The sequence below is a fragment of the Actinomyces mediterranea genome (assembly GCF_900155595.1).
Classification (GTDB): Bacteria; Actinomycetota; Actinomycetes; order Actinomycetales; family Actinomycetaceae; genus Pauljensenia; species Pauljensenia mediterranea.
On record NZ_FTPB01000004.1, the window covers coordinates 351257 to 374454 of the forward strand.

22 protein-coding genes and 1 tRNA gene are annotated in these 23198 nt (G+C 64.6%); 20 read left to right on the forward strand and 3 right to left on the reverse strand.

All coding sequences use genetic code 11. The annotated features are described in order from the left end of the window. The first annotated feature begins 102 nt into the window (after positions 1-102). From BQ7471_RS05630 to BQ7471_RS05645, 4 genes are all read left to right on the forward strand, one after another. On the forward strand, positions 103-528 hold the full coding sequence (locus tag BQ7471_RS05630; RefSeq protein WP_076464843.1) for a PadR family transcriptional regulator: 426 nt from the start codon (positions 103-105) through the stop codon (positions 526-528). Beyond that, the gene (locus BQ7471_RS05635; protein WP_076464844.1) at positions 525-2012 is read left to right on the forward strand and encodes a hypothetical protein; all 1488 of its coding nucleotides are present in this window, start codon (positions 525-527) and stop codon (positions 2010-2012) included. The genes BQ7471_RS05630 and BQ7471_RS05635 overlap by 4 nt, the downstream gene beginning before the upstream one ends. Before the next feature lie 19 nt (positions 2013-2031). Beyond that, complete coding sequence (locus BQ7471_RS05640) at positions 2032-2649, forward strand: L-threonylcarbamoyladenylate synthase (protein ID WP_076464846.1); 618 nt, start codon at positions 2032-2034, stop codon at positions 2647-2649. A 100-nt stretch (positions 2650-2749) separates the two neighbouring features. After that, positions 2750-3481, forward strand: coding sequence for a hypothetical protein (locus tag BQ7471_RS05645; RefSeq protein ID WP_076464848.1), 732 nt, complete (start codon positions 2750-2752; stop codon positions 3479-3481). Positions 3482-3617: 136 nt separating this feature from the next. Here BQ7471_RS05645 and BQ7471_RS05650 read toward each other — a convergent pair whose 3' ends face one another. Then, entirely contained in the window at positions 3618-3899 is a 282-nt protein-coding gene (locus BQ7471_RS05650) for a hypothetical protein (RefSeq protein WP_076464849.1), read from the reverse strand. 38 nt (positions 3900-3937) lie between these two features. On the opposite strand from BQ7471_RS05650, the gene BQ7471_RS05655 reads away from it, so the two are divergent. The 12 genes from BQ7471_RS05655 (at position 3938) to BQ7471_RS05710 (ending at position 16633) form a co-directional block, all read left to right on the forward strand. Further along, positions 3938-5281, forward strand: coding sequence for a replication-associated recombination protein A (locus BQ7471_RS05655; protein WP_076464851.1), 1344 nt, complete (start codon positions 3938-3940; stop codon positions 5279-5281). 122 nt (positions 5282-5403) lie between these two features. Beyond that, positions 5404-6027 (forward strand): 30S ribosomal protein S4, encoded by a 624-nt coding sequence (rpsD, locus tag BQ7471_RS05660; protein WP_076464852.1) that lies wholly within the window; start codon positions 5404-5406, stop codon positions 6025-6027. 115 nt (positions 6028-6142) lie between these two features. After that, complete coding sequence (alaS, locus tag BQ7471_RS05665) at positions 6143-8845, forward strand: alanine--tRNA ligase (protein WP_076464854.1); 2703 nt, start codon at positions 6143-6145, stop codon at positions 8843-8845. Continuing rightward, positions 8842-9324 (forward strand): Holliday junction resolvase RuvX, encoded by a 483-nt coding sequence (gene ruvX / locus BQ7471_RS05670; RefSeq protein WP_083663279.1) that lies wholly within the window; start codon positions 8842-8844, stop codon positions 9322-9324. The genes alaS and ruvX overlap by 4 nt, the downstream gene beginning before the upstream one ends. A 206-nt stretch (positions 9325-9530) precedes the next feature. After that, positions 9531-10661, forward strand: a complete 1131-nt coding sequence (gene mltG, locus BQ7471_RS05675) for an endolytic transglycosylase MltG (RefSeq protein ID WP_328586646.1) — start codon at positions 9531-9533, stop codon at positions 10659-10661. A gap of 3 nt (positions 10662-10664) precedes the next feature. Beyond that, positions 10665-11489 carry a shikimate dehydrogenase gene (locus tag BQ7471_RS05680; protein ID WP_076464856.1) on the forward strand — a complete coding sequence of 275 codons (825 nt, stop codon included), beginning with the start codon at positions 10665-10667 and terminating at the stop codon, positions 11487-11489. Further along, positions 11486-12196, forward strand: a complete 711-nt coding sequence (locus tag BQ7471_RS05685; RefSeq protein ID WP_076464857.1) for a prepilin peptidase — start codon at positions 11486-11488, stop codon at positions 12194-12196. The genes BQ7471_RS05680 and BQ7471_RS05685 overlap by 4 nt, the downstream gene beginning before the upstream one ends. A gap of 43 nt (positions 12197-12239) precedes the next feature. Then, entirely contained in the window at positions 12240-12614 is a 375-nt protein-coding gene (gene hisI, locus BQ7471_RS05690) for a phosphoribosyl-AMP cyclohydrolase (RefSeq protein ID WP_205408263.1), read from the forward strand. Between the two features lie 112 nt (positions 12615-12726). Continuing rightward, on the forward strand, positions 12727-13572 hold the full coding sequence (gene trpC, locus BQ7471_RS05695) for an indole-3-glycerol phosphate synthase TrpC (RefSeq protein WP_076464860.1): 846 nt from the start codon (positions 12727-12729) through the stop codon (positions 13570-13572). A 142-nt stretch (positions 13573-13714) separates the two neighbouring features. Next, entirely contained in the window at positions 13715-14692 is a 978-nt protein-coding gene (gene lgt, locus BQ7471_RS05700) for a prolipoprotein diacylglyceryl transferase (protein WP_083663280.1), read from the forward strand. Positions 14693-14722: 30 nt separating this feature from the next. Beyond that, on the forward strand, positions 14723-16168 hold the full coding sequence (pyk, locus tag BQ7471_RS05705) for a pyruvate kinase (RefSeq protein WP_076464863.1): 1446 nt from the start codon (positions 14723-14725) through the stop codon (positions 16166-16168). 249 nt (positions 16169-16417) lie between these two features. Continuing rightward, on the forward strand, positions 16418-16633 hold the full coding sequence (locus BQ7471_RS05710; RefSeq protein ID WP_076464865.1) for a hypothetical protein: 216 nt from the start codon (positions 16418-16420) through the stop codon (positions 16631-16633). A 63-nt stretch (positions 16634-16696) separates the two neighbouring features. Here BQ7471_RS05710 and BQ7471_RS05715 read toward each other — a convergent pair whose 3' ends face one another. Then, positions 16697-17290, reverse strand: coding sequence for an ANTAR domain-containing response regulator (locus BQ7471_RS05715; RefSeq protein WP_076464866.1), 594 nt, complete (start codon positions 17288-17290; stop codon positions 16697-16699). Positions 17291-17355: 65 nt separating this feature from the next. Between BQ7471_RS05715 and BQ7471_RS05720 the strand changes: the two genes are divergently transcribed. Then, positions 17356-17429, forward strand: a tRNA-Leu gene (locus tag BQ7471_RS05720). Between the two features lie 56 nt (positions 17430-17485). Here the strand turns inward: BQ7471_RS05720 and BQ7471_RS05725 are convergent. Continuing rightward, entirely contained in the window at positions 17486-17980 is a 495-nt protein-coding gene (locus BQ7471_RS05725; protein ID WP_328586647.1) for a PaaI family thioesterase, read from the reverse strand. Here BQ7471_RS05725 and polA point away from each other — a divergent pair. The 3 genes from polA (at position 17979) to coaE (ending at position 23118) form a co-directional block, all read left to right on the forward strand. Then, positions 17979-20690: a DNA polymerase I gene (gene polA / locus BQ7471_RS05730; RefSeq protein WP_205408264.1), complete on the forward strand. Its 2712-nt coding sequence runs from the start codon at positions 17979-17981 to the stop codon at positions 20688-20690. The genes BQ7471_RS05725 and polA overlap by 2 nt on opposite strands. 182 nt (positions 20691-20872) lie before the next feature. Continuing rightward, positions 20873-22312, forward strand: coding sequence for a 30S ribosomal protein S1 (gene rpsA, locus BQ7471_RS05735; protein ID WP_076464871.1), 1440 nt, complete (start codon positions 20873-20875; stop codon positions 22310-22312). Between the two features lie 92 nt (positions 22313-22404). Continuing rightward, positions 22405-23118, forward strand: coding sequence for a dephospho-CoA kinase (gene coaE, locus BQ7471_RS05740; protein ID WP_235821245.1), 714 nt, complete (start codon positions 22405-22407; stop codon positions 23116-23118). Positions 23119-23198 lie beyond the last annotated feature (80 nt).

The following is a 23198-nucleotide window of genomic DNA, read 5'->3' on the forward strand; positions in this document are numbered from 1 at the left end:
GTGGAAGGGATTCCGCCGCCCCTCGGTGCGTCTTCTGGAGACATCTGCGCGAGAGTTTGGAATATGCCTAATATTGGACTATTCCATTGTTATGATGCCTCTATGGCATCGTCGATGACGCGGAACTCCTTCTGGATACTCACCGTCCTCGCCCAGGGGCGCAGGCACGGCTACGACATCATGCGCGACGTTGAAGCTCTGTCGAAGGGACGCGCCGTCATGAAGACAACGACTCTGTACGCAGCCCTCGAACGCCTCGAGAAGACCGGCCTCATCGCCGCCGATGGGGAGGAGATCGTCGCCGGGCGCGCCCGGCGCTACTACCGACTCACCGACGAGGGCGGGGCCACCCTTGAAGAGGCGGTGGAAGAACTCGACGAACTCACCAGTGCAGCGCGCGACTCCCTCGCAGCGTTGAAGAGGACGATCCGACCGGTCCTCAGCCCCCGGCCATGGACTGCTGATCGCGTCAATCGGACGCTGTGCGTCGCATGGATCGCGGCAGACGTGAAAGGAGAACTCGCATGATCGACGAGAAGGCCTTCGAACGCCTGCTCCGCTACTACCCGAAGCAGTGGCGCGATGACTTCGCGGAGGTCTTCATCGCCACGGCTCTCGACGATGCGCGCGCACGGGGACTCAAGCGGCCCGACGGGCGCTTGCGACTGTCGGCCGTGGCCAACGGCCTGGGCATGAGGTTGACGCTCAGGGCGGCGATGATCCTCTCCGGCCTCGCCATCCCGCTGGCCTACCTCTATCAGGGGATGTACACCTCCTTCTTGTTCTACACCCTGGGGATACGGGACATGATGGAGACCGCCCCGTACAAGGCGATCGTGGATGGCGCCGAATTATTCGTCGGCAACTTCCTCCTGCCTGTGCTCGTGATGATCGCAGCGGTGTGTCTCATTGCCGGAAAGTCCGCTATTACTCCGCCCCGCGCATTGGCAGTAGCGGCAACCTTCAGTGTCGCGGCGCTCATCAGTTCGATCATGAGAGCGATGTGGATCATCGCAGCAAGAAACGGTGAGGAGCCCCCTGCTCCGGCATTGAAGGAGGCCGCCGACGCACTGTGGTGGGTGTTCATCCTCATCGCCGTGTGTGCCGTCGTGCTCGTCGTCGATCAACTCCTCGAAGCGAGAGTCCCGATCACTCCTGTGCGATGGGCCCTTGCACTCCTCATCGGACTGCCATTCGGATTCATGGCTGCGGCCCTGTCCGAAATACCCTTCGCATCGCTCGTCTTCGCCATCCCCATTTTTCTCGTCTCGGTGATGCTTCGGCTACGCCAATGGGCGGGCGCATCCGCGCCGGACAGCGCTGTGAGCATCACGGGCGTGCGCAGAGTCCGCGTCCCGATGAACGCACGGATCGCGGTCACGCTCCTCGCCCTCATTGGCCTGGTCATGGCCTCGTTGGAGATGTCCTTCGGATTCTTGCCGGGGATCGTCGACCTCGTCGCCGAGGTGACGGGGAAAGACTCGCATCCGGGGGCTCTGCTCTCCATCTCCTACAACGACTGGGCCGTGATCTCCGTGTTCCCCATGCTCATCGCGTGGGGGATCTGCGAATCGGCTCATCGGAAGGGGGCGCGCCTGCACATCTGGGGCCCCATCGTCTTGCTCATGCTCTCTTGGGCGATGGTCACCGCGATGATGGTCTCCGCCTTCAACTCGAGCCAGTGGGTCCAGTGGCTCTACGATGTGCTCCGCCCGGTGACGGGGGATCCGAAGGGATTCGGGGCGATCATGCTGTGTTTCGTCCCCGCCTCAACGGCGGCCGTCGTGTGGCTCGTCGACCGCCACGTTCCCGCGATCGCGTGGATGCGCCTGCTCGCTGCGATCGCGGTCGCGACGGGCTGGTACTTCCTGTCGTTCTTCGTCGTGATGGGGACGCCCTTCTTCTTCAGCCCGGCGCTGTGCATCATCGTGGTCATCAGAGTGTGGACCACGCGCAGGCGCATTCGTGTGAGCGAGGGGACGGAGCACCATTCGCCCGCGTCGGGTCAGTGAACTACGGCACAATGGAGCCATGTCGTATGTAGAGATGCACCCCGTGAACCCGCAGACCCGATTCGTGACGAGGGCCGTCGACACGCTCAAGAGCGGTGGGGTCATCGCCCTGCCCACCGACTCCGGTTACGCCATCGCCTGCACCCTAGGGAACAAGCAGGGGATGGACATCATCCGTCAGGTGCGCAGGCTCGATGACAAGCACAATTTCTCCCTCCTGTGCCACTCCTTTGCTCAACTCGGAGAGCTCGTCATCGTCGACAATTCGCAATTCCGGACGATCAAGGCCCTCACACCCGGCCCCTATACTTTCATCCTGCCCGGCACGAAGGAAGTGCCGCGCATGACCCTCAACAAGAAGAAGCACACCGTCGGAGTGCGGATCCCCGACCACGTCATCACGCAGGCGATCGTCGCGAGTCTCGCAGAACCACTGCTGTGCTCGACCCTGATTCTTCCGGGCGAAGAGGATCCCCTCATTGACGGTTTCGAGGTCGACGATCGGATAGGTGCGCTCATCGACCTCGTCGTCGTCGGCCCCGTCGGAGTCGCCGGTGCGACAACCGTCATCGACTTCACCGAGCGCCCCGCAGTCGTTGCGCGAAAGGGCGCGGGAGACACCTCCCTCTTCGAATGAGAGTGCCCGCAGGGCGCGGCCCCTTGAGAAACTGTTAGTCTGTGTGACGTCAGCAATTCAACGATCCACATGGGGTCTCACACGCGGGGGGAGGAAACCAGTGCGTACTCGGCTAGCGCAGCGCCATCGGAACCGGGGCGCCGTCCTCTTAAGGCGCACTCTTGTCGCGCTCATCGCCGGTGCCGCTTCGCTGACATGCATCGCCCCCGCCCATGCCGAGGCCACGACGGGTGGAACGCCCGACGATCCGCGCATTATCGGTTCGGATCGGACGATGCTCACCGCCCACGGCCCCTGCACGGGAGCAGGGGAGGGGGCGCATGTGATCGTCATCCTCGACGAGGGCGATGCCGAGCCGCGCAACCGGGAAACTCCACCCGTCAATGTCGACGGATACCAGGTGTCTCAATGGACGAGCGATGTCGTTGAGGCGGACGCCTATGAAGTCGCGATTGACATTCCCAATGGCAAGAACACCCGCAATGGCGCATCCTGGGAGCCCGGGACCGACCACAGCCTCACCATTGTCGGCATCGATGCATTCGGTCAAGTCATCGCCAACTGCAAGACGACCTGGTACATCCGGATCGAGGGGCTATTCGATACCGATTCCGCCCAATCGGCGCCGCCAGTCGAACCGGTCCAACCCATCGAGCCCATTGAATCCGAAGCGGAAAAGACGATGTCGGTGCAGACGGGCTCGAGCCCCGCCCCTCCCCCCGTGCCGAACAGCGGACCCGCAGCCAATGGCGACAGGGGTGCAGCTGCCGCCCCCCTCCCGGTCCAAGACGGAGACAGTCGACGCCATGAGGCGCACGGGATAGGTAGTTAGGCAGTTGCAATTCCTTTCAATAATTTGCCGGACAAGCCCCCGCCACGGTTTCCGCCTCTCTTTTCTCCGGCAGCATCAGATGTGTTAAAGGGCCGGGGCGCCCCTGATCGAGCAAGTCATAGGTCCCCGCGCGCGATCATCGTCCCAGGCCCCGCCAGCACCGACCGAGCCCACGAATGAGCCGACGGCCGCGGACCCGGCCGATATCGGGGAAAAAGAGGAGGAAGAGTCCGCAGCGACGTCGCCCCCGGCATCGTCGCCCCCTCTTCAGGCCTCGGAGTCCGGTTCGAAGCTCCTGTCCGTTCACAGCCTTGAAGAGGCGTCCGTCGGCGGGCAGGGAACCGTATCTGCCGTCAATTCCGTCCTCATCGGGACCGCCGGCCTGCTCATGGTCGTCGGCCTCGGCGTCATTGCGCACGTCCTGTCCTTCCTGCCCGGTTCCAGACCGTAACCCTCATGGATCTCTTCGATTCGTCATCGCTCGACGACGACGGCTCCATCGCCTACAGCGCAGACGCTCCACTCGCCGTGCGGATGCGGCCGCGCGCTCTCGACGAGGTCGTCGGCCAGGACCATCTGCTGTCCGAGGGATCCCCCCTGCGCCGCCTCCTCGAACCATCGGCGCCCCGCGCCCCTAAGGTCGCCTCCGTCATCTTGTGGGGGCCGCCGGGAACCGGGAAGACCACACTCGCCTACCTGGTCGCCAGAGCATCGGGCAGGCACTTCGAAGAACTATCCGCAGTATCCTCCGGAGTCAACGACATCCGTGATGTCGTGGCGAGCGCGAAGCGGCGGACTGCGGCCTCGGGAGAGGACACCATCCTCTTCGTCGACGAGGTGCACCGATTCTCGAAGTCTCAGCAGGACGCCTTGCTGCCCGCAGTGGAGAACCAGTGGGTGACTCTCGTCGCCGCGACGACGGAGAACCCGTCCTTCTCCGTCATCTCGCCGCTGCTGTCCCGCTCGCTGCTGGTGACCCTCGCCCCCCTGAACCCCGAGGCGATCTCGCAATTACTGACGCGCGCACTCGAGGACGAGCGCGGACTGGGCGGGCGATTCGGCCTCGACGACGATGCGCGAGAGGGGATCCTCCGGCTGGCGGGCTCCGACGCCAGGAAGTCCCTCACGCTTCTCGAGGCGGCCGCAGGCGCCGCCCTCGACACCTCCTCGGAGGAGATCACAGCCTCCCACGTGGAATCGGCGGCGAACCGCGCGCTGGTCAGATGGGACCGCGATCAGCACTACGACATCGCATCCGCCTTCATCAAATCCATGAGGGGCTCCGATGTCGACGCCTCACTGCACTACCTCGCGCGGATGATCGAAGCGGGGGAGGACCCGCGTTTCATCGCCCGGCGCGTCATGATTGCCGCCGCAGAAGAAATCGGCATGGCTGCGCCGGAAATCCTCGGAGTCACTGTCTCCGCCGCCCAAGCAGTCGCCCTCATCGGGATGCCGGAGGCGCGGATCATCCTCGCCGAGGCGGTCGTCGCCGTCGCCACCGCACCCAAGTCGAATGCCGTCTACGCGGGCATCGACGCGGCCATCGCGGATCTGCGGGCGGGAAAAGGGGGGCCCGTCCCCGCGCACCTGCGCGACTCGCACTATGCGGGAGCAGAGCGCCTCGGTCACGGCACCGACTACATCTACGCCCACGACGAACCCCACCATGTCGCGGCGCAACAATACCTGCCCGACGACCTCGTGTCGACGGCCTACTACCAGCCGACTGAGAACGGGCATGAGGCGCTCATCACGAAGAGGCTCGCCGCGATCAGAGAACTGCTCCGCGTGCGCTAAACTTGCAGGGTTGCCCCAACGGCATCTGGGGGTCTTAGCCGAAGGAACATCCGTTCTGGGAGTCGACCCCGTGGCTGTGCGCCCGCGCAGCTCACGACACGAGAAACTAGAAAGAAGAGGAAATGGCTCAGAACCGTTCCCGCAAGCAGGTGCGCGAGTCCCGCGCCCTTGGCATCGCCCTCACCCCGAAGGCCGTCCGTTACTTCGAGAAGCGCCCCTACGGCCCCGGTGAGCACGGACGCTCGCGTCGTCGCCAGGAATCCGACTACGCCGTGCGTCTCAAGGAGAAGCAGCGTCTGCGCGCCCAGTACGGCATCCGCGAATCGCAGTTGCGCCGCACCTTCGAAGAGGCGCGCCGCACCGTCGGCCTGACCGGTGAGAATCTCGTCGAGCTCCTCGAGATGCGTCTCGACGCCCTCGTCCTGCGCGCAGGCTTCGCCCGCACCATCCAGCAGGCCCGCCAGGTCGTGGTCCACCGTCACATCCTCGTCGACGGCAAGATCGTCGACCGCCCGTCCTTCCGCGTCAAGCCCGGCCAGACCATCCAAGTCAAGCCGAAGTCGCAGACCACTGTTCCCTTCGAGATCGCCGCGCAGGGCATCCACCGCGATGTTCTGCCCGCCGTGCCCGATTACCTCGATGTCGAGCTCGAGCGCCTCAAGGCGACGCTCGTGCGCCGTCCCAAGCGCGCTGAGGTCCCCGTGACCTGTGACGTCCAGATGGTCGTCGAGCACTACTCGCGCTGATCGCGTCATCGCGGACCCCGGGAATCACGTTATTCCCGGGGTCCAGCTGTTTCTCCTCCCTATGGCGCGGACTCGATGTGCTTAGCGCCCCAGATGCCTACTACCATGAGGACCCATGCGCACTTCTGAGATTCGTCAACGCTGGTTGGACTACTTCGAGTCCAAGGACCATCATATTGCCCCGTCGGTGTCTCTCATCTCCCCAGACCCGTCGATCCTGTTCACCGTCGCGGGAATGGTGCCCTTCATCCCCTACATCCTCGGCGCCGAGCCCGCACCGTGGCCGCGCGCGGCATCCGTTCAGAAGTGCATTCGCACCAACGATATCGACAATGTTGGCAAGACGACCCGCCACGGCACGTTCTTCCAAATGAACGGTAACTTCTCCTTCGGCGATTACTTCAAAGAGGGTGCCATCGACTACGCCTGGGAACTGCTGACGACGCCCCAGAAGGACGGCGGCTACGGTCTGGACGGCGATCGCCTGTGGATGACCATCTGGGAGAAGGACGAGGTCGCCTGGAATCACCTCACCCGCGTGATCGGCGTCGATGAAAGTCACGTTCAGCAGCTCCCCTTCGAGGAGATCTCCTGGTCGACGGGCCAGCCCGGCCCCGCCGGCGCATGCTGCGAAATCCACTACGACCGCGGTCCGCTCTACGGCCCCGACGGGGGGCCGATCATCGATGTCGCGGGCGACCGCTTTCTCGAGATCTGGAATCTCGTCTTCGACGAATTCGTGCGCGGAGAAGGAGAGGGCCACGACTTCGAACTCGTCGGTACCCTCGACCAGACCGCAATCGACACCGGAGCCGGCTTGGAGCGCCTCGCGTTCATCATGCAGGACAAGCCGAATATGTACGAAATCGACGAGGTCTTCCCCGTCATCGCCGCAGCACAGGAACTCTCCACAAAGACCTACGGGCTCGGCGCCGCGGGGCCTTCGGCGGGCGCCGCGTGGGAGAACGACGTGCGCATGAGGGTCATCGCTGACCATGTCCGCTCCTCCCTCATGCTCATCGGTGACGGAGTGCGCCCCGGGAACGACGGCCGTGGCTACGTGCTGCGCCGCCTCATCCGACGCGCGGTGCGCTCCATGCGCCTGCTCGGAGTCGATGAGGCGACGATGCCGGTCCTGCTGACGGCGTCGAAGGACTCGATGAAACTGTCCTACCCCGAACTTGAGGAGAACTGGGCGACCATCTCCGAGGTCGCCTACGCCGAAGAAGAGGCATTCAGGCGCACCCTGACTGCGGGCACGACGATCCTCGACACCGCTGTCGCCGAGGCGAAGTCCCTCGGCACTCCGCTTCTGTCCGGAGACTCGGCCTTCGCCCTGCACGACACCTACGGATTCCCGATCGACCTCACCCTCGAGATGGCGGCCGAACTGGGTGTCGCCGTGGACGAGGAGCGCTTCCGCGCGCTCATGAATGAGCAGAAGGAGCGCGCCCGCGCCGATGCACGCGCCAAGAAGACCGGTCACACCGATGTCCGCATCTTCCACGACATCGAGAAGTCGATGGGCGGTCCCTCCGCCTTCCTCGGATACACGGAGAGCGCCGCCGAGGCGACCGTGACGGGCATCCTCGTTGATAGCGACTCAGTCCCCGCCGTCAGCGCTCCCGCAGAGGTGGAGATCATCCTCGATCGCACTCCCTTCTACGCGGAGATGGGCGGTCAGCTCGCCGACCACGGCACCATCCGCATGGCCGACGGCGGCGTCGTCGAAGTCCACGACGTCCAAGCCCCCATCAAGGGGCTGTTCGTCCACAGGGGGACTCTCACCGAAGGCGCTGTGACCCTCGGATCGAAGGCGTGGGCACAGATCGACACGGCGCGCCGCCACGCTATCGCTCGCGCCCACACAGCAACCCACATGGTGTATGCGGGCCTGAGGCGCGTCGTCTCCGAGAACGCGGACCAGGCGGGCAGTGAGAACTCGCCCTCACGTCTGCGCTTCGACTTCCGCCACTCGTCGGCGCTCGCGCCGACACAGATCGGCGACATCGAAGAACTCGTCAATACAACGCTCGCAGAGGATCTCCCGGTCCGCACAGACATCATGCCCCTGGACGAGGCGCGCGCCGCAGGCGCGATCGCCCTCTTCGGTGAGAAGTACGGGGCCGACGTGCGGGTCGTCACCATCGGCGACGACTTCGATAAGGAACTGTGCGGCGGCACCCACGTGCCCTCCACCGGACACATCGGCCGCATCGCCGTTCTCGGCGAGGGGTCGATCGGTTCCGGCATCCGGCGCATCGATGCACTCGTCGCCGACAGCGCCTACGAGTTCCAGGCCAAGGAGCACGCCCTCGTCTCCCAGTTGTCCACGATGCTGGGCGGCCGGGCGGACGAACTCCCCTCGCGCGTCGAGTCCCTCATGACGCGCTTGCGCGAGTCGGAAAAGGAACTGGAGAAGATCCGCATGAACCAGGCACTCGCCCAGGCGGGTGAGCTTGCCGCTGGTGCGCACCGCATAGGCCCCGCTCTCCTCGTCCACGCAGCGGTCGGCGTCATGCCCTCAGCGGACGCACTTCGGGCTCTCGCTATTGAAGTGCGCGACCGTCTCGGCGATGAGCAGCCCGCAGCGGTCGCTCTCATCGGTCTCGTCAACTCCAAGCCGCAGGTCGTCGCGGTGACGAATGAATCGGGACGGGCCCATGCCCTCAAGGCGGGAGCACTCGTCAGGATCCTCGCCCAACGCCTCGGAGGAGGCGGCGGCGGTCGCGATGACATCGCCCAGGGTGGCGGCACGAAGCCCGAGAACATCGACGAGGCCCTCGAAGCGATTCGCGAGGAGATCCAGAACCTGTGACGCTGCGTAAAGGTGTGCGTCTCGGCGTCGACGTCGGGACCGTCAGAGTCGGCGTCGCCCGCTGCGACCCGGACGGGATCCTCACCATACCGGTGGAGACGCTCAGGCGCGCCGACGACGGGTCCGACGTTGATCGGCTCGCACAGATCATCGACGAGCATCAGGCGATCGAAGTGATCGTCGGACTGCCCCGTCATCTGCGCGGGGGAGAAGGCATCTCTGCGAAGGGCGCGCGCCGTTATGCCCGCAGAATCAAGAACTTGCGGCCCAGTGTACGCGTCGCCCTCGTCGATGAGCGGCTAAGCTCGAACCAGGCGCATCAGCGCCTGCGCGAATCCGGTGTTCCGGAGTGGGAACACCGCCGGGTCATCGATCAGGTCGCCGCACAGATCATTCTCGAACAAGCGCTTGAAGAGGAACGCGTGAGCGGTCGGGGACCGGGCGTCGAACTCACCAACGACGGGAAAGGACAGTCGTGACAACTCCTCCAACGCCGCGACCTCCCTTCAAGTCTCGCCGTGAAATCCACGGATCCGGGGCGAGGCGACAAGCGAAGGCGTCCAAGCAAACATCTTCCCGCACACCCGAGCCTGCGCCGAGCCGTACCCCCGAGGCGACTCCGAGCCGCCCTAGGCCAACGCCTGCACGTGCTGTCGCGCAGGCCCCCGCCCGTCCGCACGGGCGGATGCCCGAGACCACCGGCGTGCGGTCGCGCCGACTCGAACACGAAAGGCGCCTCGCGAAGCGGCGCAGGCGCAACCGCCGCATCCGCTCCTTCATCATCCTCGTCCTCGTCCTAGCGCTTCTGGGGGGCGCGGGGTGGTTCGCCGTCCGACAACTCACCGGCTCCCAGACGGCCATGTCGCAGGCCGACGACTACTCGGGCCCGGGCTCCGGCGTCGTGGAGGTTACCATTGATGTCGGCGAGTCAGGAATATCGATGGGCGAGAAACTCGTCGATGCGGGCGTCGTCAAGTCCGTCGATGCCTTCGCACGGGCCTTCAATGCGAATAAGGCCGCGATGTCGATTCGCCCGGGCACCTACACCCTCAAGAAGGAGATGAGCGCGTCGGAGGCCGTCGCCGCACTCCTCGACGAGGCAAATAGGTCGGATAACACCGTCACGGTCACCCCCGGGCAGACGGTCGCGCAGATCGTCAAGCGCATCACCTCAGTCACCGAGTTCTCCACTGCTGAAGTCGAGGCCGCCCTCGCCGACACGGCATCGATCGGATTGCCCGACGAGGCCGGGGGCAATGCCGAGGGATGGCTGTATCCGGGCGCCTACGAAGTGTCCTCCACCGACACGCCGACTACGCTGTTCGCGCGGATGATCGCCGGGACCATCGACGAATTCGAGAGGCTCGGCGTCGCCGAGGGCGCCAGGCAGACGGTCCTCATCAAGGCGTCGATCCTTGAGCGGGAAGTCAATATCGACCGGTATCTGCCGATGGTCGCCCGCGTCATTGAGAACCGTCTCGCAAATGACCAGGCGGAGACGCGCGGCCTGCTCCAAATGGATTCGACCGTCCTGTACGGAGTGGGCAAGACCGGCGGCATCCCGACGGAAGCCGAACTCCTCGACGAGAACCCGTACAACACGTACCTGCACAAGGGGCTCCCGCCGACTCCGATCGCTCAGCCCGCCATCGAAGCGGTTCAAGCGGTCCTCGCCCCGTCGGACGGCCCGTGGCTCTACTACGTGACCGTCAATCTGGATACGGGTGAAACCGTGTTCGCGACGACATTGGCCGAGCATGAGGCGAATGTGGCGACCTTCAAGCACTACTGCGACGCGAACCCGGGGAAGTGCTGATCGATGCCGTGGGCGGCGGTCATCGGCTCACCCATCGACCATTCCCTCTCACCGATCCTCCACGAGGCGGCATGGAGGTCGCTCGGGCTCGACTCCACGTGGACCTATTCGCGCATCGAGGTCGATGAATCCTCCCTTGCCGGATTCGTTGGCGGCCTCGACGCGCACTGCGTCGGACTGTCGGTGACGATGCCCTGCAAACGGGCGATCATCGGTCTGCTCGACACGGTCGATCCCCTTGCCGGGGCGGTCGGAGCCGTCAATACGGTGATCCCCGGCGCCGGAGTGCTCTCCGGGTTCAATACGGATGTCCACGGGATCGTTACGGCCATTGCGAACGCCAGGTCGGCCCGGGGGCTCTCAGAGCCCCACTCCGCCCTCATCCTCGGATCGGGTGCCACCACATCATCATCCCTCGCCGCCCTGGCGACCCTCGGCATCACGAGGACGACTGTCGCCGCCCGCCGCTTCGCAGTCGTCGTCTCCGCCGCGGCCCGTCTCGGCACAATGATCGACCAGATCATGTGGTCCGATCAGGATACGGTGGTCCGCGCCGCGGGCGCGGCGGATATCGTCATCTCGACGCTGCCGCGCGGAGTCGCCGACGAACTCGCCGACCGTCTGACGGTGCGCGAGGACCAGACCCTCCTCGACGTCGTCTACTCCCCGCGACTCACGGGCCTCGTGCGCGCCTGGAGCGAGGGCGGGGGCTGTGTGGCGAACGGCCTCGACATGCTCGTCTACCAGGCTGCTCAGCAGGTGCTCCTCATGACGGGGCGCACCCCGAGCGTTGAGGCGATGAGCCGCGCGGTTGAGGACTTGCGATGATCAACGACCAACGGCTCCTCGTGATCGTGTCGAATGACCTGTCGCTCATCGTGAGCCTCGTGACATGGTTCTCTATCATGGTGTGGCTGAGGCGCTCCGGATGGAGGATGCAGCGGCGCTACTTCGTCGACGCGACTCTGACGCCGTTGCGACGTACTCCGATCGTCTGGGCAGCGGGCCTCATCGGGTTGCTCACTCTTGTCGTGTCCATCCAGCGCCCGGCGTCCCCGGCGATCGTCGCCGTCGCGATGATCGGCTGCATCAGCGCCTATATCGATGCGCGCACGCACCGCCTCCCGAATGCCTACACTGCGGCGATGGCCGTCGGCGTGGGGGTCGGGGTGGCGACAGCTGCCCTGACCGCCGAGTCCCTCATCGATCTGGGGGCGTCGGTGCTGGCGGGGATCGCAGTGTGGTTCATCCCCATGTGGCTGTTGTCGCGAGTGCCGGGCGGCGTGGGCTACGGGGATGTGAAGATCTCGCCCGTTCTCGGCGCCATGCTCGGCTGCGTCAGCATCGAGGCCGCAGTCTTCGGTTTCATCGTCTCCTTCATTGCGGCGGGCCTGGGCGCCCTCGCGCAGGTCGTTGTCGGTTCGGCCGGAACTCGGACTCGTATGCCGATGGGCCCCTGGCTCATCAGTGGGGCGCTCGCCGCGCACATCTTGTGGGGCATCATCCCTGATTGGACGGGCGCGCCCGCTGTGTGAACGCATTTTGCCCAGGTGAGCCATCTTTGGCACGATTCGTGCTGTGACTCTTGATCCATTGATCGCCGCTCGCCTCAAGCGCGACGCGTCCGGTCTCGTCGCCGCCGTCATCCAGCAGTTCGACACGCGGGAAGTCCTCATGGTCGGTTGGATGGATGACGAGGCGCTTCACCGCACTCTTACCACGGGGCGCGTCACTTTCTGGTCGCGTTCGCGAGGGGAGTACTGGCGTAAGGGTGATACATCGGGTCATGCGCAGTACGTCAAGGCTGTGTCCCTCGATTGCGACGGGGACGCGCTCCTGGTTGAGGTCGACCAGGTGGGCGCCGCATGCCACACCGGTAAGCGCACCTGCTTCGACGAGGGCGGCCCCCTCGAAGCGGTCGTGGGATCGCGGCAGGCGGATACCACGCGCTAGTTACCGAGTAATGCTTCAGTATTCTTACGATTGGAATATGATGAGGCACTCACCGGAAAAGTGATCGGACTAACATTTAGAGCGTGAAGCTCTCGACAGCAAGGAGGCATCGATGAGCGTTCTCGACGACATCATCGCGGGCGTCCTTGAGGATGTGAGGGCAAGGGAGTGCGACATCCCCCTCGCGGACATGAAAATGATGGCGCTCGCAGCCCCCGATTCTCGCGATTTCATCGCCGCCATGAAATCCCGCCAGGGCGCCGTGTCCATCATCCCCGAGATCAAGCGAGCCGCTCCGATGAGGGGACGCCTCGCTCAGATCGACGACCCCGCCGGACTCGCGTCCATCTACGAGGCCGGGGGAGCGAGTGCTATCTCGGTGTTCACCGAGCGCCGCTACTTCGGAGGGTCCCTCGCGGACCTCGACGCGGTGCGGACGGCTGTCGAGGTGCCGCTGCTGCAAAAGGACTTCATCGTCACGCCCTATCAGATCCACGAGGCCCGAGCGCACGGCGCAGACGTCGTGCTTCTCATCGTCGCTGCGCTGGAACAGCCCGCCCTCGTCTCACTCCTTGAGCGCGTCCATTCGCTCGGCATGGACGCCCTCGTCGAAGTGCATTCGCGCTACGAGGCGCTGCTCGCCCTCGAAGCCGGCGCCCACATGATCGGCGTCAACGCTTGGAACCTCAAGACGATGGAACTCAACCGCGACACCGTCGACCAAGTCATCGACATCATCCCCGACGACGTCGTCGCCGTCGCGGAATCGGGGGTGCGCACCGCCCACGACGTCTTCGAGTATGCGAAGGCGGGCGCCGATGCCGTCGTCTCCGGCGAGGCTCTGGTCACTTCAACCTCTCCTGCGGATTGCCTGGCGGATATGGTGGCGGCGGGCTCCCATCCGGCGCTGCTCACGGACCGCAGGGCGCGGGTGCGCCAAGCGCATCACGATCACTAGGGATGCGCCTGCTCATGCGGCTCGTGGGCTCGCTGCGTATGCTGTGCCTGACCCTGTCAGTCCGCATGGCGTCGCAATCATGCCGCACATGCCGATCCACAACCAGTAATGGCTCCGCATGCAGAGCCGATGGAGTTCTTACATGATCGCTGCCTCGCTTCCATCCCCCTCCCAAGGCGTGTGGTACATCGGCCCTGTTCCACTGCGCGCGTACGGGATCGTCATCGTCATCGGCATGATCATCGCCGTGTGGTGGACGTCGAAGCGTTACGGACGCAGGGGCGGCAATCCCGAGCTCCTCTACGACGTGGCCCTGTGGGCGATCCCCTTCGGCATCATCGGGGCACGCATCTACCACGTCGTCACCTCCCCGGACTCGTATTTCGGTGAGGGGGGGGACCCTCTGCTCGCCCTTCAGATCTGGAAGGGAGGCCTGGGCATCTGGGGCGGTGTCGCGATGGGAGCGGTCGGCGCATGGATCGCCGTTCAACGCGCCGGAATGCGCATGGGGCCGGTCGCCGACTCCCTCGCCCCCGCGCTGCTCGTCGCCCAGGCGATCGGCAGGTGGGGCAATTGGTTCAACCAGGAGCTCTTCGGCTCGCCGACGACTCTGCCCTGGGGTCTTCAAATCGACGACGCCCACCTTCCGGCGGGCTACGCGTCGGGAACGCTCTTCCATCCGACATTCCTCTACGAGTGCCTGTGGAATCTCGCCATGGCGGCCCTCATCGTGTGGGCGGATCGTTCCTTTTGCTTCAAGTCGGGGCAGGTGTTCTCCCTCTACCTCATGGCCTACCCCCTGGGGCGCTGCTGGATCGAGATGATGCGCATCGACACTGCCCACAGTTTCTTCGGCATCCGCCTCAATGTGTGGACGTCACTGGCGGTCTTTATCGTCGGCCTCATCGCGTTCATCGTCGCGGGGCGCCTGGGACGCTCGACGGCGCTGGAGGGGGCGGAGAGGCTCACGCTCTCCTCGGAATCCGACGAGGCCGGAGGCGCAACGGCGGCGTCTTCACCCACCGACGAGGGTGGGGGCGTACACGCTGACGGCGCCCGGGAAGCCGGTGACGGCGCAGCAGGGGTCGATCATGTCACTCCTGCGGAGCGAATGGGTTGAACGGCCCGGTCGACACGGTAGACTGGGCGCATGCGCCGAGCGAAAATCGTCTGCACCATTGGTCCCGCAACTGATTCTTCCGAGCAGATCCAAGCACTGGTCGATGCCGGAATGGATGTTGCCCGTATCAACCGTTCCCACGGCACGGCTGAAGAACACGAGGCGGTCATTGAAAAGGTCCGCAAGGCTTCGGCGACCTCTGGTCGCGCGGTGGCGATCCTCGTCGACCTGCAGGGTCCGAAGATCCGCCTCGAGAGCTTCGCCGACGGACCCCAGCCCCTCGAAGTGGGCGACACCTTCACCATCACGACGCGCGACGTCCCCGGCACGAGGGAACTCGTCGGCACCACTTTCAAGGGCCTGCCCGGCGACTGCGCCCCCGGCGACCGCCTTCTCATCGATGATGGGAATGTCGCGGTCCGCGTCGTCGAGGTCAGCGACACGGATGTCGTGACCCGCGTTGAGGTCCCGGGCGTCGTTTCCGATCACAAGGGCCTCAACCTTCCGGGTGTCGCCGTGTCGGTGCCCGCACTATCCGAGAAGGACAAGGACGACCTGCGCTGGGCGTTGGCTCAGAATGCCGACTTCATTGCCCTGTCCTTCGTCCGCTCCGCCGACGACGTCCACGACGTCCACGACATCATGGACGACTTCGGACACCGGATCCCCGTCATCGCGAAGATCGAGAAGCCGCAGGCGGTTGAAGCTCTCACCGAGATCGTCGATGCATTCGACGGGATCATGGTGGCGCGCGGCGACCTCGGCGTCGAGATGCCCCTCGAGTCGGTGCCCCTCGTTCAAAAGCGTGCCATCGAACTCGCGCGCCGCGCCTCCAAACCGGTCATCGTGGCGACCCAGGTCATGGATTCGATGATCAAGAATCCGCGTCCGACTCGCGCCGAGGCATCCGACTGCGCGAATGCGATCCTCGACGGCGCCGACGCGGTCATGCTTTCGGGAGAGACCTCCGTGGGGGCCTTCCCGATTGAAGCGGTCCGCACCATGGCCCGCATCATCGAGTCCACCGAGGAGAACGGCGGCGAGATGATCGCCTCCCTCACCGGTTTCTACGTCAACGATCGCGGCGCTGTCATCTGCGAGGCCGCCGCTTCCATGGCGGAGCACCTCGATGCGCGCTACCTGGTCACCTTCACGCAGTCCGGCCAGTCCGCGCAGAAGATGTCGCGCCTTCGCAGGCCCATCCCCATGCTCGCCTTCACCCCGTTGGAATCGACGCGCCGCAGGCTCGCCCTCACCTGGGGTATCCAGACCTACCGCGTGCCCGAGGTGCGCCACACGGACGACATGGTGTGGCAAGTCGATCAGGTCATGCAGTCGTCGAACCTGGCTGAGATCGGCGACCAGCTCGTCATCATCGCCGGCATGCCGCCGGGGACGACCGGCTCGTCGAATATGCTCCGGATCCACGAAGTCGGCGACGAGGTCGACTACACCATCGGAGGAAGCGAGCGCTGATCCCCTGCATTCGGGTGCCGGTCCCACATGGGGGCGGCACCCGCTCTATGTGACGAGTGTGTGCCACTGCATGCGTCTTCGACGTGCGCAATCGTGGATCGCGAGTAAACTCTTCACGGTACGACGGTAGTTTTATCGTTGACGACTGCGCAGTGATGCCGCAGTACACAGACATACGCATCTCGAACGGTTGCCTGCACGACCAGCGTGCATACCGGACGGCAGTGGAAGAGAATGATGGAGTGAGAAATGAATACGAATACTCGGACCGTGTCGGTCCATTCGACGCTGTTCGACCGCCAGGCGAACAATCTGGACGTTGATCAGCTGTCCGCAGCAGTCAGGCCGTGGTTCGACGATCTGTCGGACACCTCGATCGCAGAAGCGATCGACCGCCTCGCGGTCCCCGAATGCAGGGGAGCGGCAGCCGATTACCTCGGGCTCGAACTGATCCCCGTCGCATGACGGACGGATGATACAAGAGTGGCGCTGAGATCATCTCAGCGCCACTCTTCTTCGTCTTCTGTCTCAGGCCTCGACCTGATTGATGACAGCGTCGGCGACTTCGCGCATCGACAGGCGCCGGTCCATCGACGTCTTCTGAATCCAGCGGAAGGCCTCGGGCTCAGTCATCCCCATGTTCTTCATGAGCAGCCCCTTGGCGCGATCCACTCGCTTGCGCGTGTCGAAACGATCACTGAGGTCAGCGATCTCCTCTTCGAGGGACTCGATCTCTTGATGGCGCGACAGGGCGATCTCAACAGCGGGGATGAGGTCGGCGGAGGAGAAGGGCTTGACGACATACGCCATGGCGCCCGCATCGCGCGCCCGTTCGACGAGCTCCGTCTGGCTGAACGCGGTAAGCATGACGATCGCGCAGGACAGTTCGTGAAGGATCTTCTCCGCTGCGGTGATGCCATCCATCTTCGGCATCTTGACATCCATGACGCACAGATCGGGTTCCAACTCGAGGGCGAGTTGGACCGCCTCTTCCCCGTCGGCGGCTTCGCCGACGACGTTGAAGCCTGCAGCGGTTAGCGTTTCAACGATATCCAGGCGAATGAGTCCCTCGTCCTCGGCGACGAGCACTCGGCGGGGCTCATTCTGATTCTCAGACGTCATTTCCTTCATCCTCAGTTTGGCGGGTGCAGCGTCACTATCATAAGGTTGTCGTGCCTAATGGCGTAGCCCCGATAGCCCAACTGGCAGAGGCGGTCGGCTCAAACCCGGCTTGTTGTGGGTTCGAATCCCACTCGGGGTACTGTATCAATGTGGCGCCCGCATGTGCGGCTCTTCGCTGCACATGTTAAAAAATGTTCAGGCGGACGTGGGAATGCACCCCGCCCCCGATGCGTTATCGCCGCTCGGTGTTGCAAGGATCGCATTCGTGACCCTGGCGCTCGCCACCAGGCGCCCCTCATCGGTGCGAACTTCCACGATGTGCACAGTCGACGACCTGCCCAAATGCACAGCCTGCGCCCTCGCCCGCACCGTGCCGCCCGACACCGCGGACAGGTGGGAGATCGACAGTTCAGTCCCGACGGCGACGCATGAGTCTGCGCGTCTGCGGGCGTGAAGAAGGGCCGCGAATGAGGCGGCCGTCTCCACGAGTGCGGCGCTCGCGCCCCCGTGGAGGAGCCTGGCGGTCTGCCCATTGCCCTCGACGGGCATCTCGATGACGGTCAGCTCGGCGGTGTGTTCGACGACCCTCATGTGCATTCGCTCCATGAGGGTGCCCGACCAGTCGGCGGGGAATCGGTCGGAGTCGGCTGGCCGATTGGGAGTGGTATTCGGTAGGACGGAGTGGCTCATGGGCTCTAGGGTGTCATGTGTGACCGATACTTTGCTGATCATCGACGGACATTCCATGGCTTTCCGCGCCTTCTACGCCCTGCCCGCGGACAAGTTCGTGACGAGTACCGGACAGTGCACGAACGCCGTCTACGGCTTCGTCTCGATGCTGGTCCGCCTCCTCGACAAGGAACAGCCGACCCATATCGCAGTGGCCTTCGACGTGTCCCGCCATTCCTTCCGCACCGAGGAATACCCCGAATACAAGGGAACGAGGGATGAAACCCCCGCCGAGTTCATCGGTCAAGTTGAACTCATCAGCCAAGTCCTCGATGCGATGGGCATCGTGTCGCTGCGCAAAGAAGGGTACGAGGCCGATGACATCCTCGCGACTCTGGCGCATCGCGGCGCGGATGCGGGGATGCGCGTCCTCGTTGTGTCTGGGGACCGCGACACCTTCCAAACGGTGACTGATGACGTCACAGTCCTCTACCCCGGGCAGGGGCCGGGGGATCTGCGGGAGATGACTCCCGCATCGGTCGAGGACAAGTACGGGGTTCCCCCGCACCGTTACCCAGAGATCGCGGCACTCGTAGGGGAGACGTCGGATAACCTGCCGGGAGTGCCGGGCGTGGGCCCGAAGACCGCCGCCCAGTGGATCAACCGCTTCGATGGCTTGGAGAACCTCCTCGAGCATGCGGACGAAATCGGCGGCAAGCGCGGCGAGGCGCTGCGCGAGCACATCGAGGATGTCCGCCGCAATCGACGCCTCAACCACCTGCTCACCGACCTCGACGTTGAGGTCGCCCTCTCCGACCTGTTACGCGGGGCGACCGACACCGAAGTCCTCTACTCGCTCTTCGATGTCCTCGAATTTGGGGGCCTTCGGCAACGAGTCATGGCCGTCGCCGAAGCGGTCGACACGAACAGCGCGGCCGACGCCGTCGAGATGGGCGACCTCGACGTCACCGTCGCCGATGGGAGCACCGACATCGCCGCCTGGGCCGCGGGCCATGAGGGGCGGTGGAGCCTGTGGGCCGATGGATCGGGTGCACCCGCGCGGGGCAGGATCGACCTGCTCGCCCTCGCACGGGGAGCGGCGGTACTCGTCGTGGATCCGGTGGCGCTCAGCGTCGACCAGGAGCACCAGGTGCGCGCATTGCTCGCCTCACTCTCCGATCATGTCGTCCACGACGCGAAGGCCCTCACCCACGCCTGCATCGGACAGGGATGGGAATTGGCGGCGCCCTCCTACGACGTGCAGCTCGCCGCTTACCTCGTCCGCCCCGACGCGAAGGGGTTCACCGCTGCGGACCTGCTCAGCCGCTACCTCGGCGTCGCCGTTGACGACTCCGACGACTCCGGTGATGCTCTCTTCGAGATGGGCGCCGACGGGCCGACGAAAATAGTCCTGCGCGCCGCTGCGATCGCGCGGGCGCTCCCCGAATTGGCGCGCGTCCTCGACGAGCAGCTCACCGCATCATCCGCGAAGAACCTGCTCACCGATGTCGAACTGCCGGTGTCGCGGCTGCTCGCCCGAATGGAGGACATCGGCATTGCGATCGACCGCGCCGACCTCGAAGCGCAGTCGGCGAACTTCGGCAAAGAGGTCGACGCCGCCCGACAGGCCGCTTTCGAGGTCCTGGGGCATGAGGTGAATTTGTCGAGCCCGAAGCAACTCCAGCAGGTCCTCTTCGATGAACTAGGGCTTCCCAAGACGAAGCGCACGAAGACCGGGTACACGACGAATGCGGAGGCGCTGCTCGACCTGCGCTCACGGCTCGTGCGAGATGCGGGCCCCGGGTTCTTCTTCCTCGATCACCTGCTCAACCACCGCGATCGCATCAAGCTCAAGCAAATGGTCGACACGCTCATCTCGGCGATCAGCCCCGATGGGCGGATCCACTCCACCTTCTCCCAAGTCGTCGCCGCGACCGGTCGACTCGCCTCCTTTGACCCGAATCTGCAGAACATCCCCGCTCGCACTCCCGACGGGCTGCGAATCCGTCAGGCCTTCATCCCGGGTCCCGGGTACGAGTCCCTCATGAGCGCAGACTATTCGCAGATCGAGATGCGCATCATGGCGCACCTGTCCAAAGACGAGGGTCTCATCGCTGCCTTCGCAGGCGGGGAGGACCTGCACAAGACGATGGCGTCAATGGTCTTCGACACCCCCGTGTCACAGGTCAGTGCCGAGCAGCGCTCCCGCATCAAGGCGACCTCATACGGGCTCGCCTACGGGCTGTCCTCCTATGGGCTGGCCCAGCAGCTGCGCATCGGGGTCCCCGAGGCGTCGGCATTGAGGGAACGCTATTTCGAGCGCTTCGCCGGAGTGCGCGACTACCTCGCCTCGCTCGTCGAGCAGGCCAGGCGAGACGGCTTCACCCAGACGATGTTCCACCGGCGCCGCTACCTGCCCGATCTCAACTCCGACAACCGCCAGCGCCGGGAGATGGCCGAGCGTGCGGCCCTCAACGCCCCGATTCAGGGCAGCGCCGCCGACATCATCAAGATCGCGATGGTCGACGTGGCCCGCGCATTGGACGAGGAGGGCCTGGCGTCGCGGATCCTCCTTCAGATCCACGACGAACTCCTGCTCGAAATAGCGCCGGGGGAGCGCGACGCGGTGGAGGAGATCGTGAGGACGCAGATGGCGTCGCCCGTGGATATGGCGATCGACTTGGAGGTCGCCGTCGGAGTGGGGGAGAACTGGATGGCCGCCGCGCACTGACCCGCGCACCGTCCTCGTCCAAGCGACGGACACCACGTTTTAGGGCGCGGACCGTGTTTTCCCAGACGTGCCGGGGCTGATAGGCTTAACGGCGGATTGTGCGGGATCAGTGCGCTTTGGCGCCTCCGCCCACTCCGACAACTGTCAACCTACTATCCAGTCCGTCTCGGAGACACAACTACATGACCACCAACACGCCGCAGGTCGCGGTCAACGACATCGGTTCCACCGAGGACCTGCTTGCCGCCATCGACGAAACCATCAAGTACTTCAACGATGGCGACATCGTCGAGGGCACTGTCGTCAAGGTCGACCACGATGAGGTCCTCCTCGACATCGGCTACAAGACTGAGGGCGTGATCCTCTCTCGCGAGCTCTCCATCAAGCACGACGTCAACCCTGACGATGTCGTCGCAGTGGGCGACAAGATTGAGGCCCTGGTTCTTCAGAAGGAGGACAAGGAAGGCCGTCTGCTCCTGTCGAAGAAGCGCGCCCAGTACGAGCGCGCCTGGGGCCAGATCGAAAAGGTCAAGGAAGAAGAGGGCGTCGTCACCGGCACTGTCATCGAGGTCGTCAAGGGCGGCCTCATCATCGACATCGGCCTGCGCGGCTTCCTGCCCGCATCCCTCGTCGAGATGCGCCGCGTCCGCGACCTCCAGCCCTATATCGGCCGCGAACTCGAGGCGAAGATCATCGAGCTCGACAAGAACCGCAACAACGTGGTCCTGTCGCGCCGCGCATGGCTCGAGCAGACCCAGTCCGAGGTTCGCACGAACTTCCTGCACACCCTGGGCAAGGGTCAGGTCCGCACCGGCAATGTCTCCTCGATCGTCAACTTCGGCGCATTCGTCGACCTGGGCGGCGTGGATGGCCTCGTGCACGTCTCCGAACTGTCCTGGAAGCACATCGATCACCCCTCCGAGGTTGTCGAGGTCGGTCAGGAAGTCACCGTCGAGGTTCTCGACGTCGACATGGATCGTGAGCGCGTCTCCCTGTCCCTCAAGGCCACCCAGGAAGATCCGTGGCAGGCATTCGCCCGCACCCACGCCATCGGCCAGGTTGTGCCCGGCAAGGTCACCAAGCTCGTCCCCTTCGGCGCATTCGTGCGCGTCGAGGATGGCATCGAGGGCCTCGTCCACATCTCCGAGCTGGCTCAGCGCCACGTCGAGCTGCCCGACCAGGTCGTCAAGGTCGGCGATGACGCCTTCGTGAAGGTCATCGACATCGACCTCGAGCGCCGCCGCATCTCCTTGTCGCTCAAGCAGGCGAACGAGGGCGTCGACCCGTCGTCCGAAGAGTTCGATCCGTCGCTGTATGGCATGGCCGCGGAGTACGACGAGGACGGCAACTACAAGTACCCCGAGGGCTTCGATCCGGAGACTCAGGAGTGGATGGAGGGCTTCGAAGCTCAGCGCGAAGCGTGGGAGGCCCAGTACGCAGAGGCTCAGGCCCGCTGGGAGGCCCACAAGGCGCAGGTCGTCAAGGCCGCCGAAGAGGACGCCGAGGCCGCCCCGACTGTCGAGGAGCAGGCTTCCTACTCCACCCCGGTCGACAGCGCCGGTACCCTCGCCTCCGACGAGGCCCTCGCCGCACTGCGCGAGAAGCTGACGAATAGCAACTGAAGCTGACAGTGGTTCGCCGCTGAAGGTTGGGGCGCCCTGCAGACATCTGCAGGGCGCCCCGCTGTGTACTCCGGTGCATTACCCTCGTCAGGGTGAATGGTGATGAAATCGTGAGCGCAACCGAGCGGATCGAATGCGGAGGCGCATCGGCTGAACTCGTGCGGCCGATCGGTCGGATTGAGGGGCGTGCGCTTCGCGTCGGCCTGACCGGGGGGATCGGCTCGGGCAAATCGACGGTGGCACAGGCGCTGCGTGATGCGGGAGCGATCCTCGCCGATGCGGATGTCATTGCCCGTGAGGTCGTCGAGCCTGGCGGCGTGGGGCTGACGGCCCTCGTCGACGCATTCGGAGATTCGATTCTGACTGCTTCGGGCGACGTCGACCGGGGTCGCCTCGCCGCTCTGGTTTTCGCCGATGATGATGCGAGGCGCACGCTTGAGTCGATCGCCCACCCGCTCATCGCCGCCAAAGCGGAGGAGATCCTCGCGAGTGCTCCTGCGGACGGCCTGGCCGTCTACGATGTTCCGCTCCTCGTCGAGGCGGGGCTCGCAGACCAATTCGATGCAGTCATCATTGTGGATGCGCCCATTGACGTGCGGCTCGAGCGCCTCAAGGGTCGCGGCATGAGCCGACAGGACGCATTGGCGAGAATCAACGCGCAGGCCAGCAATGAGCAGCGGCGAGCCGTTTGCACTATCTGGATCATGAACACCGGAAGCATCGACGAGTGTCGACGCCTCGTCGCGATGCTTGTTACTACGTGGTTGACACCGGCGTCTGCGCAGCATCAGGCGCATGGTGAATGAGCTCCCGGGCCCTCATGTGCAGATTGCTGCTGATCTTGCGGAACGCATGCGCTCCACTTACAACGGAGACACTGCGTTGC

What these genes read in the sequence shown, in the direction of transcription:
- BQ7471_RS05630 (WP_076464843.1), top strand. Translation starts at nt 103, where the DNA reads ATGGCATCGTCGATGACGCGGAACTCCTTCTGGATACTCACCGTCCTC.
- BQ7471_RS05635 (WP_076464844.1), top strand. Translation starts at nt 525, where the DNA reads ATGATCGACGAGAAGGCCTTCGAACGCCTGCTCCGCTACTACCCGAAG.
- BQ7471_RS05640 (WP_076464846.1), top strand. Translation starts at nt 2,032, where the DNA reads ATGTCGTATGTAGAGATGCACCCCGTGAACCCGCAGACCCGATTCGTG.
- BQ7471_RS05655 (WP_076464851.1), top strand. Translation starts at nt 3,938, where the DNA reads ATGGATCTCTTCGATTCGTCATCGCTCGACGACGACGGCTCCATCGCC.
- rpsD (WP_076464852.1), top strand. Translation starts at nt 5,404, where the DNA reads ATGGCTCAGAACCGTTCCCGCAAGCAGGTGCGCGAGTCCCGCGCCCTT.
- alaS (WP_076464854.1), top strand. Translation starts at nt 6,143, where the DNA reads ATGCGCACTTCTGAGATTCGTCAACGCTGGTTGGACTACTTCGAGTCC.
- mltG (WP_328586646.1), top strand. Translation starts at nt 9,531, where the DNA reads ATGCCCGAGACCACCGGCGTGCGGTCGCGCCGACTCGAACACGAAAGG.
- BQ7471_RS05680 (WP_076464856.1), top strand. Translation starts at nt 10,665, where the DNA reads ATGCCGTGGGCGGCGGTCATCGGCTCACCCATCGACCATTCCCTCTCA.
- BQ7471_RS05685 (WP_076464857.1), top strand. Translation starts at nt 11,486, where the DNA reads ATGATCAACGACCAACGGCTCCTCGTGATCGTGTCGAATGACCTGTCG.
- trpC (WP_076464860.1), top strand. Translation starts at nt 12,727, where the DNA reads ATGAGCGTTCTCGACGACATCATCGCGGGCGTCCTTGAGGATGTGAGG.
- lgt (WP_083663280.1), top strand. Translation starts at nt 13,715, where the DNA reads ATGATCGCTGCCTCGCTTCCATCCCCCTCCCAAGGCGTGTGGTACATC.
- pyk (WP_076464863.1), top strand. Translation starts at nt 14,723, where the DNA reads ATGCGCCGAGCGAAAATCGTCTGCACCATTGGTCCCGCAACTGATTCT.
- BQ7471_RS05710 (WP_076464865.1), top strand. Translation starts at nt 16,418, where the DNA reads ATGAATACGAATACTCGGACCGTGTCGGTCCATTCGACGCTGTTCGAC.
- BQ7471_RS05715 (WP_076464866.1), bottom strand. Translation starts at nt 17,290, where the DNA reads ATGACGTCTGAGAATCAGAATGAGCCCCGCCGAGTGCTCGTCGCCGAG.
- polA (WP_205408264.1), top strand. Translation starts at nt 17,979, where the DNA reads ATGGGCTCTAGGGTGTCATGTGTGACCGATACTTTGCTGATCATCGAC.
- BQ7471_RS05725 (WP_328586647.1), bottom strand. Translation starts at nt 17,980, where the DNA reads ATGAGCCACTCCGTCCTACCGAATACCACTCCCAATCGGCCAGCCGAC.
- rpsA (WP_076464871.1), top strand. Translation starts at nt 20,873, where the DNA reads ATGACCACCAACACGCCGCAGGTCGCGGTCAACGACATCGGTTCCACC.